Here is a 12,560-nt window from a genome sequence, read left to right as displayed (position 1 = left end):
TGCTGCCGCTGCCTCACGGCGGCTGCCTACCAGGGAGATCGGGGTGCGAACGTGCGCGTGGGACTGCTGACCGAAGGTGGTTATCCGTACGCGAACGGTGCGGAACGGCGGTGGTGCGACCGGCTCGTGCGCGAGCTGGCCCAGCACGAGTTCGAGGTCTGCGGGCTCAGCCGTAGCGCCGAGCAGGAGGCCGCCGGCTGGCTGCCGCTGCCGAGCCAGGTGCGCCGGGTGCGCACCGCGCCGCTGTGGGGCGAGCCTCCGTACGCGTCGATGCCGGGCCCCGCGCGCCCCTACCGACGCCGGGAGCGCGCGCTGTTCGCCCAGCACTTCGGGCGCCTCGCGCGGGCCATCAGCGCGGCGGCCATCGAATCGCCGGCCGTCGACGTGCCGGGCGGCGGGGCGGCGGGTGTCGAGGGGGTGGAGACCGACGCGACGGGTGTCGCGTGCGGCGTCGGGGCGGACGCCTTAACGCGTGGTGCGGACGGCGGCGACGCCCGTACGCAGCCCGGCACGCAGCTCGGTGCGGAACCCGGCACGCAGCTCGGGGCGGAGGCCGGGGCGAGCGCCGATCCGGAGGCCGACGCGGGCGGGGGCGTGCGGGCCGGGTCGGCGGGGCCGGTGCGGGGTCGTGCGGGGGCGGCGCGCCGCGCGCGTCAGGCGGACCGTTTCGCCACTGTGGGGCACGACGCCCCACGTCCGCTCGGGTCCGACGCGCCCCCCGAGCGCCCCGGCGGGTACGCCGTCCCCTCCCGCACCTTCGCCGACGGCCTCTACGGGTTGGCCGAGCTGGCCCGGGAGCGCGGCGGGTTGGCCTCGGCGATCCGCTCCGACGCGGCGGCCCGGCTGCTGGAGGCCGCCTGCCGCGCGCCGGGCGCCATGGGCGACGCGCACCGCGCGAGCGTCGCCGACCTGCTCACCGTCCTGCGCTACCTGGAGCGCGCGCTGCGCCCGCTCTCGCTCGACTGGTACGGGGCCGGGCGCGGTCCCGACCCGGCCGGGGGCCAGCGGCCGGGGCGCGGCCTGGCCGGCGTGGACCTGTGCCACGCCACGTCGGGCGGGCTCGCCGCGCTGCCGGGGCTGCTGGCCAAGCGCTTCTTCGGCACGCCGCTGCTGGTCACCGAGCACGGCTCGCGACTGCGCGAGCACTACCTCACCCCCCTTGTCCCCGACCCGACCGACCCGGTGTCGCCGCCGGGCCACGCCTCCCACTCCGCGCCGGTGCGCGCCCTGATCGCCTCCTTCCACCGCCAGTTGACCGCCGAGGTCTACGCGCGGGCCGACCTCGTCACGGCCGGCGGCGCGCACACCCGGCGCTGGCAGGAGCGCTGCGGCGCCGACCCGGCGCGGGTGCGGACGGTCTACCCGGGCCTGGACGCGCGCCGGTTCGCCGCCGTGGGCGACGACGGCGCGGGCGACGCCGCGGGCGGCGACTGTGCGGCCGACGCCGACGACGGGCGCACGCTGCTGTGGGTCGGCCGCATCGAGCCCACGCGGGACCTGATCGGGCTGCTGCACGCGTTCGCCGAGGTGCGCCGCGCGGAGCCCGGCGCCCGACTGCGGATCGTGGACACCGGACCGGCCGCCCCCGGCGTGCCGGGCGCCCTCGCCACCTGCCCGCCCGACACGGCCCACCTCGACACGGCCCACCTCGACGCCGCCGCACCGCTGGCACTGGCCTACGGGCGAGCGGCCTGCGACGCGGCGGCGCACGGGCCGCTCGGCTACGAGGGGTTGGCGTGCGGATCGGTGCCGTGCGGACCGGTGAGCTGCGGATCACCGGGGTACGGGGTGCCGGCGTACGGGGCGGTCGCGGCGGCCCCGCCGGGGCGCGGTGGCGCGGTGCCCGTGGGCTGCGCCGCCGTGGTGGCGCGCGGCGGCGGCTGCGCGACGGCCGGTCGGAACGGCCTCGGATGTGCGGCGGCGGCCGGCGGCGGTGTGGTGCGGGAACGCCGGGAGGGCGTGTCGCGCCGCGCCTGGCGCCGCGCGGCGCGCGCCGGTGCGCGCCACGGCGCCGGCGGGTGCGCCCGGCGCGCGGCCGTGGTGCCGTGGTCCGGCGTTCCCGGGGTCGGCTCTGACGCTCGCGGGCCGTGGTCCGGGACCGACGGCCACGGGCCCCGGGCCGGCGCCGGGCCGCTCGGTGCGGCGGCCTACCGGACGCGGTGCGCCGCGCTCGCCGCGCAACTCTTCCCCGACGAGGCGCCGCACGCGCACGCGGCGGGGCGGAGCCCGGTCACCTTCGAGACGCTGGGCGACTGGGACGTGCCGAACCTGCCGGAGACGTACGCCGCCGCCAGCGTCGTCGTGCGGTCGAGCCTGGCCGATGGGGACCCGGTCGGGCTGATCGAAACGATGCTCCGCGGGCGGGCCACGGTCTCGACGGACGTCGGCGCGGTGGCCGAGGTGGTGGGGGACACCGGACTGCTGGTGCCGCCGCGCAACCCGCGCGCGCTGGCGGCGGCGTGTCTGACGCTGCTGCGCGACGGCGTGCGCCGGGAGCGTCTCGGCGCCGCCGCCCGGTCCCGGGCGCTGGAACTCTTCGACGCCGAGCACAACGCCGCGGTGTTCCGCGGCCTCTACCTGGAGCTGATGTCGCACGCCCCGGTGCGCCGCGCCGATGCGGAAGTGAGCGCCGACGGCGGCCCGTTGCCGTTCGCCCACCCCGCGGAGGCACACGTGCCGGGCCACTGGACGGCGCTGGACCGCGCGGGTCGCGCGCCGGCGCGCGAGGCAGCGGGGCGCGCCGCGCCGGGCTGGGCGAGGCGACCCGACGCGGCCCCGCCGCTGACGGCGTGCGCGGGCGCGCCCCGTGCCGAGGCGGCTGAGGCGCCGCGGGGCCGATCGAGAAAGCGAAAGGGGGCCGAGGCATGACGCCGCCCGAGCGGGCCCCCGACACCCCGCCCCCGCCCCCGGCCAGCGCCGCCGCCACCGGCCCGACGCCCGCCGTCCCGACCGCGCCCGAACCCGACCCGCGTCCCCCGCACCACGCCGGTCCCGCCCCGCTGGCCGGCGCTGCGGAGCCTCGCGCGACGGCCGAGACCACGCGGGAGGTGCGCACCCCCGGCGGGCGAGGCGGGCCGGCCGATGCGGAACCGTCCGCTTCGGCGCCCCGCCACCCGGCCCCCCTCGGCCCACGCCCCCACCCCACCGACCCGACCGACGACGGCCCGCCCGCCTCGGTGACGCCCGCCCCGACCCCGGCTGCCTCGACTCCGGCTGCCCCTGCGGCCTTCGGGCGTGCGCAGGCCGCCTCGTCGGATGGCGCGCCGTCTGACGAGACGCCGTCGATCGAGGCGCCGTCGGACGACGAGGGGCCCGCCCCCGCGCGGTCGGCCGGCGCTGGTTCGTCGGGCCCGGGCCCGGGCGCCGGGCGGGCGCGGCCGGGGGAGCGGCGGCGCGGGAGGTACGTCGATCCGGTGCGGCAGTTGCTGCACCAGCACCGCGAGCTGTGCGAGCGGGCCGTCGACCCGTGGGAGATCGCCGCGGGGCTTGAGGCGCGCGGGGTCGGCGACCGCTCCGCCGCGCGCTACCGGCATCGCGACGTGTTCTCGCTGGCCGAGGAGTTGTACGCCAGAACGCCACGCGCCGGCGCACTGGCGGACGACACAGCACCACGGCCGGCCGCCGGAGCCGCCGGAGCCGCCGGGGCCGACCACCCCGGCGCACCCGCCGCCAGCCCGTACGGCCCCGCCACCCCGCCCGTCGCCTCGGCGTACCCGTACCCGTACCCGTACCCGTACCCGTACCCCACGCCCCACGCGTACGAGAACGCCCCGTACGCGTACGCCCCCGACGCCCACCCACCGGACCCCTACCCCCCGTACGCGTACGCCCCGTTCGAGCACACCCCGTGCGGGCACGCCGCGCCCGCGGCCCCGCCGTACGGCTCGCCGGCGCGACCCCCTGCCGGCGCCCCGTTCGTCTGCTCCCGCGCGAGCACCCCGCGCGCGGGCGGTGCGGCGTGCGGCGGTGCGCCGGGGCGCGGCGTGGCGCGCGGGAAGTCGGCTTCGGCCTCCGCGCGCCGGTCTCGGCGCGTGCCGTGGCGGTGGGGGCTCGGGCCGGTGTGGTGGTGCTGGCTGTTCGGGTTCCTGCTGGGTGGGAACTGGCTGCTCACCGAGGCGCTGGCGGGCGCGCTCGGTGCCGGCTGGAGCACCGGGCAGCCGCCGTACCCGAGCCTTCCGGGCCTCGGCGGGTGGCCCGACCCGCACGGCTGGCTCGATCTCCAGGGGTGGCCCGACTTCCACGAGTGGCGGGGGTCCGACGACTGGCGGCAGGTCGCGCCCGGCGCGGTGGGCGTGGCGGCGCTCATCGGCGCGTGGCCGCCCGCCGCCTGGTGCGCGCGGTGGTTCGCCGCGCGCACCCGCCGTGCGCTGTGGGCGAGCCGGGAGTTGGCGGGGTTCGCGACGGGGGCGCGCAGGGCGTTCGCTGGTGCGCTGGCGCTGTTCGGGTGCGCGCTCGGCGCGCTGCTCGTCGCGGCCTGGTGCGCCCTGTCGTGGCACGGGTTAGGACCGCGACCCGGCTTCGGGCCCGGGGCCGCGCTCGCCGCCGGCGCGCTCGGCCTGCTGCTGTTCGTCGCGCGCCTGCTGTCCGCGCACGGGTTCCGCCGCGCCGCGCGCCGCGGGCTCGCCCTGGCCTGCGGGATCGAGGCGGCGGCGGTGGCGACCGCGCTGGCCGCCGAAGCGCCCCGGGGCGCGGGGCTGGCCCGACCGGTCGAGCGCCTGGTCGCGGTCGGCGGGCCCGCGACCGTGACCACGCTCGCCTGCGCCACCGGCGCGTTGGTGCTGGGCGCCTACGCGCTCGGCGCGCTCGCCCGCCCCTGGGCGCACGCCGCCGACGCCCACCCGCCGGCCGGCGCGCGCCCGCGCGCGTACGACACGGGCCCAGCCACCCGGGGCGGTCACCCCGCCGCCCCCGACACCGGCGCGCACCGCACCCCGGTGCGGGACGCCACGTCCACGCGCACGGCGACCGACGGCACCCGCCGTCGCGGCGCTGTGCCACGGGAGATCGGCGCGGGCAGCCCCGCGCCGTGCGAGGGCTGGGCGCGGCGATCCCGTGGCCCGGCCGTGTCCCCGTAGGGCGCACCGCCGCCGGCACCGCGTGCGCCGCGCAAGCCGGCGCACGACCCACGACCTCTGCCGCCGCACCTCCCGTCCACGGGGCCGGGGCGGCGCAACCCTCACAAGGAGCAAGCGAGATGACCAACCATTCCGTCGACCGCCCCGCCCGCCGTGCGGCCGGGACCCCCGGAGCCGTCCGGCTCGCCGGGACAGCCCGTCCCCAGTGCCGTCGCGCCGCCGGCGCCCCGCTCGTCAGCGGCACCGCGGAACGGGGGCGTGGCTGATGCGCGTTCTCCTGCTCGGCTCCAGTGGTTACATCGGGCGCTACGTCGCCGACCATCTGCTCGCCGACCCGGCGGTGCAGCTCACCGAGCTGGGCCGGGGCGACGCCGCCGACGTCCGGTTCGACCTGTCCACCGGCAGCCCCGGGGCGCTGACCCGGTTCCTGGACGCCGTCCACCCCGGCGTGGTGATCAACTGCGCGGGCACGACGCGTGGCGGCGCCCGGGAGCTGACCCGGCACAACACGGTGGCCGTCGCCACCATCTGCGAGTCGCTGCGGCGCAGTGGCTGCGGCGCCCGCCTGGTGCAGCTCGGCTGCTCCGCCGAGTACGGGCCATCGCAGCCCGGCTCGTCCACCGCGGAGGACGCCATCCCGCGCCCGGGCGGCCCGTACGGGGTGAGCAAGCTGGCCGCGACGGAGCTGGTCCTCGGTTCCGGGCTCGACGCCATCGTGCTGCGCGTGTTCTCGCCGGTCGGGCCCGGCACCCCGCCCGGCTCGCCGCTCGGCCGGCTCGCCGACACCATGCGGCGCGCGATGCAGGCGGGCGACAACGAGCTGAAGTTCCCCGGGCTCGGCGCGCAACGCGATTTCGTCGACGTACGGGACGTGGCGCGGGCCGTCCACGCGGCATCGTTGTCGGCCGCCCAGGGCGTGGTGAACATCGGCACCGGCCGGGCCGTGCGGATGCGGGACGCCGCCGCCGTGCTGGCCCGGGTGGCGGGCTTCGGTGGCGCGCTGCACGACATGGAGGGCGGATCGCACCCGCTGCGCTCCGTGCCGCACCCCGCCCAGCCCCCCGGTCTGGCGCACGCCGGCGGACACGGGCTGCCGCTCGGCGCCGGCCACGGCCCGGCGGGCGGGTCCGGCCACGGCCCCGGGCACGGCCGGGGCGAGCACGGGCCCGACCACCCGACGGGGCCGGTCGGGCACGTGTACCCGGACGGTTGCGGCAGTTGGCAGCAGGCGGACGTGCGCACCGCGCGCGACCGGCTGGGCTGGCGGACGCGGATCGGCCTGGAGGAATCCCTGGCCGACATCTGGATGGAGGCGGCATGCCGTATGTGACCTCCACCGGCACCCGGCGCACGGGTGCGGTGGCGGGCCGGCTCGGCTTCGGGGTGCCCGGCTGCGCGCACCCGCTGGTGGCGCCGGCCGAGTGGGCCGAACTGGCGCGCCCGTACACCCCGTTGCACTGGGCGGTGCTCAACGTGGCGCGCGGCCCCGGCGCCCGCCCCGATCCGCACTGCCTGGCGGCGGCGGCCCGGTTGCACGAGGCGCGCGGCCGGGTGCTCGGCCACCTCGACGTGCGGTTCGGCACCCGCCCGTTCGGTGAACTGCTCTCGGACGCGCACCGCTTCCTGGAGTGGTACCAGGTGGACGGCTTCTACCTCGATCGATGTCCCACCGAGCGGCCGGGCCTCGCCGAGGTGCGCCGGATCGCGACCACCCTGCGCGCCCTGCGCGCGCCGGCGTACCTGGTGTTCGCGCACGGCACGCACCCGCATCCGAGCTACGTGGAGAGCGCCGACCAGTTGGTGACCTTCTCCGGGCAGTGGGCCGACTACCGGTGGTCGCAGGCCGCCGCGTGGACGGCCGACTACCCGCCCGAGCGGTTCTGCCACCTGGTGCACGGCGTGCCCCGCACGCATCTGGACGAGGCGCTGCGCATCGCGCGCTGGCAGGGAGCGGGCACGATCTACTTCACCGACCGGCAGGGCCACGGCCAGGCCGACGCGTGGGAGACGCTGCCCGGCTACTGGGACGAAATCGTCTCGCGCATCGGACCAGGTGTCACGGAATGAGACACCGCGTGGCAGTGTTACCAGAAGAACAACGCTGCTCCCATCAACTACGGAGTTCCCCGTGTCGCTGCCACCCCTGGTCGAGCCGGCTGCCGAGCTCACCGTGGACGAGGTCCGCAGGTACTCGCGTCACCTGATCATTCCCGATGTGGGAATGGACGGGCAGAAGCGACTGAAGAACGCCAAGGTGCTCTGTGTGGGCGCGGGCGGCCTCGGCTCGCCCGCCCTGATGTACATGGCGGCCGCCGGCGTCGGCACGCTCGGCATCGTGGAGTTCGACGAGGTCGACGAGTCGAACCTGCAGCGCCAGATCATCCACAGCCAGGCCGACATCGGCCGCTCCAAGGCGGAGTCCGCGCGCGACACCGTCCTCGGCATCAACCCGTACGTGAACGTCGTGCTGCACGAGGACCGCCTTGAGGCGGAGAACGTGATGGAGATCTTCTCCCAGTACGACCTGATCGTCGACGGCACGGACAACTTCGCCACGCGTTACCTGGTCAACGACGCGTGCGTGCTGCTCAACAAGCCGTACGTGTGGGGTTCGATCTACCGCTTCGACGGCCAGGCGTCCGTGTTCTGGAGCGAGCACGGCCCGTGCTACCGCTGCCTGTACCCGGAGCCCCCGCCGCCGGGCATGGTGCCCTCCTGCGCCGAGGGCGGCGTGCTCGGGGTGCTGTGCGCCTCGATCGGCTCCATCCAGGTCAACGAGGCCATCAAGCTGCTCGCCGGCATCGGTGAGCCGCTGGTCGGCCGCCTGATGATCTACGACGCCCTGGAGATGACCTACCGCCAGGTCAAGGTCCGCAAGGACCCCGACTGCGCGGTCTGCGGTCCGAACGCGACGGTCACCGAGCTGATCGACTACGAGGCGTTCTGCGGCGTGGTCTCGGAGGAGGCCCAGGAGGCGGCGCAGGGTTCGACCATCACGCCCAAGCAGCTCAAGCAGTGGATCGACGACGGCGAGGGCATCGAGATCATCGACGTCCGCGAGCCGAACGAGTACGAGATCGTCTCCATCCCCGGCGCCCGGCTGATCCCGAAGAACGAGTTCCTGATGGGCGACGCCCTGCAGGGCCTTCCGCAGGACAAGAAGATCGTCTTGCACTGCAAGACGGGCGTCCGGTCGGCCGAGGTGCTCGCCGTGCTCAAGTCCGCGGGCTTCGCGGACGCGGTGCACGTGGGCGGCGGCGTGATCGGCTGGGTCCACCAGATCGAGCCGGAGAAGCCGGTCTACTGACCGCCACGGCACGCCCTGCGACCCGCGGCGGCGTCGCCGCGCGGCCGGGAGCACGAGCGCAGGGGCCGGGTCCACCGTCAGTCAGCGGCGGACCCGGCCCCGCGCGTGTCCGGCCGCGGGCCGGGCCCCGGGCCGCCCGTCGCCCGCGCCGCTCCCACGTACCGCCACCGCCGCCGCGTGTGAGGCGGCGCGTGCGCAAAAGAGATAAGCCCCGGATGAATTGACATCCGGGGCTTATCTCTGCGTATATTTGATCCTTCGTGTCTTCGTCAGAAGAAAACGCGGAATCAAGTCATCTGCGGGAAGCTTAACGCGTCGGGAGTGGAATTGTCAACCGAGGAAATGCGGCAGGAACAGCAATTCATCACCGGCCTCTATGCCCGGCTCGATCAGCTCAGGGAGCAGGCCGAGGAGGCGATGCGGGCCGCGCTCGTGCAGGTGGGGAACGGTTTCCAGGCCAGGCTTGAGCGGGATACGCAGGTGGCGGAGCAGGCCGGGCTGCTCAGTGCGATCAATGCGGGGGAGAACGGGCTCTGTTTCGGTCGCCTTGACTTCCGGGACGGCCAGAGTCATCACATCGGGCGCATCGGAATTCGCCAGGACGACGCGTCCCGTACGCCCCTGGTAATCGACTGGCGGGCGGATGTCGCACGGCCCTTCTACCTGGCCACCGGGCATTCCCCGATGGGCCTGCGGCGCCGGCGGCACATCAGCACCGAGGGACGCACCGTCACCGCGCTGCACGACGAGCTGATGGACCTCCAGGACCCGACCCGTACCGGCCACGAGGGCGCCGACGCCGACGAGGTGCTGTTGGCCGCGCTGGACGCGGCGCGCACCGGGCGGATGCACGACATCGTCCGCACCATCCAGGCCGAGCAGGACCGCATCATCCGGGCGCCGCACCAGGGCGTCCTGGTCGTCGAGGGCGGCCCCGGCACCGGCAAGACCGTCGTCGCGCTGCACCGGGCGGCGTACCTGCTGTACGAGCACCGCGAGCTGCTGGCCCGCCGCGCCGTGCTGATCGTCGGCCCGAACCCGGCCTTCCTCAGCTACATCGGCGACGTGCTGCCCTCGCTCGGCGAGACCGGCGTGCTGCTGGCCACCCTGGGCGAACTCTTCCCCGGCGTGCGCGCCACCGGCACCGACAGCCCGGCCGCCGCCGAGGTCAAGGGGCGGGCCGCGATGGCCGACGTGCTGGCCAAGGCGTTGCGGGAGCGGCAGACCGTGCCGGAGCGGGCCCGGGAGATCGACCACGAGGGGTACGGGACGCTCCGGTTGGACCGGGCCATGGCCGAGGACGCGCGCTGGCGGGCCCGCGAGAGCGGGCTGCCGCACAACCTGGCCCGGCCCACCTTCGCCTTCCACGTCATCGACGCGCTCACCGCGCAACTGGCCGAGCGGATCGGCGCCGACCCGTTCGGCGGGCCCAACCTGCTCGGACCCGACGACCTGGCGCAGATGGGCAAGGAGATCGCGACGAGCCACGAGGTGCACGCGGCCATCGACGAGCTGTGGCCGAGGCTCACCCCGCAGGAGTTCGTCGCCGACTTCCTGGCCGAGCCGACCCACCTGGACGAGACCTCGGTCGCGCTGATCCGACGCGCGGGCGGGGCCTGGACCGAGGCCGACGTGCCCCTGCTGGACGAGGCGGCCGAACTGCTCGGCGAGGACGACAGCGCGGCCCGCGTCGCGGCCGAGGCCGCGCGCCAGGAGCGGATCGCGTACGCGCAGGGCGTGTTGGAGCTGTCGGCGGGCTCGGAGACGTACGAGTTCGAGGACGAGGAGTCCGAGGTGCTCGCGGCGCACGACATCATCGACGCCGAGCGGATGGCCGAGCGGCACGAGGAGGCCGACCACCGCAGCGCGGCCGAGCGCGCGGCGGCCGACCGGACCTGGGCGTTCGGCCACATCGTCGTGGACGAGGCGCAGGAGTTGTCGGCGATGGCCTGGCGGCTGCTGATGCGGCGGGTGCCGACGCGTTCCATGACGCTGGTCGGCGACCCGGCCCAGACCGCGGACGCCGCCGGGCTCGGCTCCTGGGAGCGCGTCCTCACGCCGTACGTGGGCGACCGCTGGGAGCACGTGCGGCTGGGCGTCAACTACCGCACGCCCGCCGAGATCATGGAGGTGGCCGCCGCGTACCTGCGCGCGCACGACCCCGCGTTCCGGGCGCCGGGCTCGGTGCGCTCCACCGGGGTGCGGCCCTGGGCGCTGCGCGCCGAACCGGCGGAGCTGGCCGTGGCCGTCGCGCGCCAGGCGGCGGTGGCCAGGGACGGCGGCCGGGTCGCGGTGATCGCCCCGGCCGAGCTGCACGCCGGGCTGCTCGCGGAGCTGCCGGACGCGGGCCACGGGCCCACGCCCGACCTGACCCGCGAGGTGGTGCTGCTCGGCCCGCGGCAGGCCAAGGGCCTGGAGTTCGACACGGTCCTCGTCGTGGAGCCGGCCGGGTACGCGGTCAGCGACCTGTACGTCGCGCTGACCCGCGCCACCCAGCGCCTCGGGGTGCTGCACACGGGCGAACTGCCCGCGGCGCTGGGTGGCCTTGCGGTGGCCGGGAGCTAGCCGCAGGTGGTGCCGCTCGGCGGCACGGTGCCGTCGATGAGGTAGTCGTTCACGGCGCGCACCGTGCAGTCGTCGCCGCTGTTGTACGCCCCGTGGCCCTCGCCGCGGTACGTCAGCTCGACGCCGACGCCCTCGCCGAGTTCGCGGGCCATGGTGCGCGCGCCCTCGTACGGCGTCGCCGGGTCCCCGGTGGTGCCGATAACCAGGATCGGGGCCGCGCCGGGGGCGCTGACCTCGGGGTGCTCGCGCAGCCCCGGCACCGGCCAGTCGGTGCAGCCGAGCATGCCCCAGGCCATGAACTCGCCGAAGATCGGGGAGACCTTGCGGAAGGCCGGCAGCTCGGCGCGTACCTGCTCCGGGGTGTAGCGCTGGCGGGTGTCCCGGCAGGTGATGGCGGAGTTGGCGGGCTGGCCGTTGTCGTAGCGGCCCTCGTCGTCGCGGCCCAGCATGGAGTCGGCCAGTGCCAGCAGTATCGTGCCCCGCTCCGTCTCGATGGCCTCCTGGAGGCCGAGCGAGAGGTACTTCCAGCTCTCCTCGCTGTACAGCGCGGTGGCGATGCCGCCGAGGGCCTGGCTCTCGGTGAGCACGCGGTCGCCGTCGTCGGTCGGCAGCGGCTCCTCGTCCAACGCCCCGAGCAGCGCCGCGATCAGCTCGCGCCCCTCGGCCGGGTCGTCGCCCACCGGGCACTTCGCGCCCTTGCCGGCGCAGTCCTTCAGGTAGTTGTCCAGGGCGCGTTGGAAGCCCCGCGCGTGGGCGAGCGCGCCCGCCCTGGTGTCGCTGGTCGGGTCGACGACCGCGTCGAGCACGGCCCGGCCGACGTTCTTCGGGAACAGGTGGGCGTAGGTGCCGCCGAGTTCGGTGCCGTAGGAGATGCCGAAGTAGTGCAGCTTGCGGTCGCGCAGCACCTGCCGCATCAGGTCCAGGTCGCGGGCGGCGTTCTCGGTGTCCACGTGCGCCAGCACCTTGCCCGACGCGCGCTGACAGGCCGCCGCGTACGCGCGCGAGTCGGCCAGGCCCCGCTTCAGCTCCGCGGCGTCGTCGGGCGTGCCGTCCACCTCGGCCGACGCGTCCCGCTCCGCGTCGCTGGTGCAGGTGACGCCGGCGCTCTCGCCGACCCCGCGCGGGTCGAAGCTCACCAGGTCGTAGCGCTCGCCCAGGCGCGCGTAGTCCTCGGCGAAGTCGGGCAGGGTGGCGACCCCGGAGCCGCCGGGGCCGCCGAAGTTGAAGACGAGCGAGCCGATGCGCCGGTCGGCCTCGGTGGCCGGCTTGCGGATCAGCGCGAGGTCGATGGTCTCGCCCCGCGGCTTCGCGTAGTCCAGCGGGGCCCTGAGCGTGCCGCACTGCCAGGCGTCGCCGGGTTTCTCGCCCCCGCCCTGGAGCACCGTCGGCGCCGCGCACGCCTCCCACCTCACCTGCTGCCCGGTGAGGTGCTCCGGCAGGGCGGGGTCGACCGGTACGCGGGGCAACGGCGTGGCGGTGGGGGACTCGCGCCGGTCGCCGCTCGCCCCCTCGTCACCGCCCCCGCACCCGGCCACCGTGGCGCCCACCACGATCATGAGAGCGGCTGAGGTCAGGGCCGTGCTCCGTATATGGCGTGACATGGAAAGCGATCC

Annotated in this window: 7 protein-coding genes; 6 read left to right on the top strand and 1 reads right to left on the bottom strand. The window is 76.2% G+C overall.

Features of this window, described 5'->3' with window-relative positions:
* The first annotated feature begins 51 nt into the window (after positions 1-51).
* The 6 genes from H7H31_RS10545 (at position 52) to H7H31_RS10520 (ending at position 10,947) form a co-directional block, all read left to right on the top strand.
* On the top strand, positions 52-2,868 hold the full coding sequence (locus H7H31_RS10545) for a DUF3492 domain-containing protein (protein ID WP_232109780.1): 2,817 nt from the start codon (positions 52-54) through the stop codon (positions 2,866-2,868).
* The gene (locus tag H7H31_RS34960; protein WP_187118305.1) at positions 2,865-5,075 is read left to right on the top strand and encodes a hypothetical protein; all 2,211 of its coding nucleotides are present in this window, start codon (positions 2,865-2,867) and stop codon (positions 5,073-5,075) included. Before H7H31_RS10545 ends, H7H31_RS34960 begins: the two co-directional genes overlap by 4 nt.
* Positions 5,076-5,340: 265 nt before the next feature.
* The gene (locus H7H31_RS10535) at positions 5,341-6,405 is read left to right on the top strand and encodes an NAD-dependent epimerase/dehydratase family protein (protein WP_187062923.1); all 1,065 of its coding nucleotides are present in this window, start codon (positions 5,341-5,343) and stop codon (positions 6,403-6,405) included.
* Positions 6,393-7,142: a spherulation-specific family 4 protein gene (locus H7H31_RS10530; RefSeq protein ID WP_187062922.1), complete on the top strand. Its 750-nt coding sequence runs from the start codon at positions 6,393-6,395 to the stop codon at positions 7,140-7,142. The genes H7H31_RS10535 and H7H31_RS10530 overlap by 13 nt, the downstream gene beginning before the upstream one ends.
* A gap of 61 nt (positions 7,143-7,203) precedes the next feature.
* Positions 7,204-8,382, top strand: coding sequence for an adenylyltransferase/sulfurtransferase MoeZ (moeZ, locus tag H7H31_RS10525; protein WP_176163952.1), 1,179 nt, complete (start codon positions 7,204-7,206; stop codon positions 8,380-8,382).
* Positions 8,383-8,724: 342 nt separating this feature from the next.
* Complete coding sequence (locus H7H31_RS10520) at positions 8,725-10,947, top strand: HelD family protein (RefSeq protein WP_187062926.1); 2,223 nt, start codon at positions 8,725-8,727, stop codon at positions 10,945-10,947.
* On the opposite strand, the gene H7H31_RS10515 is transcribed toward H7H31_RS10520, so the two are convergent.
* Positions 10,944-12,548, bottom strand: a complete 1,605-nt coding sequence (locus H7H31_RS10515) for an alpha/beta hydrolase (protein WP_187062921.1) — start codon at positions 12,546-12,548, stop codon at positions 10,944-10,946. The two genes, H7H31_RS10520 and H7H31_RS10515, sit on opposite strands and share 4 nt — an antisense overlap.
* Positions 12,549-12,560 lie beyond the last annotated feature (12 nt).

This window comes from Streptomyces buecherae, assembly GCF_014295035.1.
GTDB classification, from domain to species: Bacteria; Actinomycetota; Actinomycetes; order Streptomycetales; family Streptomycetaceae; genus Streptomyces; species Streptomyces youssoufiensis.
This window is presented reverse-complemented; position numbering and strand designations above follow the sequence as displayed.

Excerpts from the sequence above, each read along its gene's own strand:
- H7H31_RS10535 (WP_187062923.1), top strand. The coding sequence starts at position 5,341 with ATGCGCGTTCTCCTGCTCGGCTCCAGTGGTTACATCGGGCGCTACGTC.
- H7H31_RS10520 (WP_187062926.1), top strand. The coding sequence starts at position 8,725 with ATGCGGCAGGAACAGCAATTCATCACCGGCCTCTATGCCCGGCTCGAT.
- H7H31_RS34960 (WP_187118305.1), top strand. The coding sequence starts at position 2,865 with ATGACGCCGCCCGAGCGGGCCCCCGACACCCCGCCCCCGCCCCCGGCC.
- H7H31_RS10515 (WP_187062921.1), bottom strand. The coding sequence starts at position 12,548 with ATGTCACGCCATATACGGAGCACGGCCCTGACCTCAGCCGCTCTCATG.
- H7H31_RS10530 (WP_187062922.1), top strand. The coding sequence starts at position 6,393 with ATGCCGTATGTGACCTCCACCGGCACCCGGCGCACGGGTGCGGTGGCG.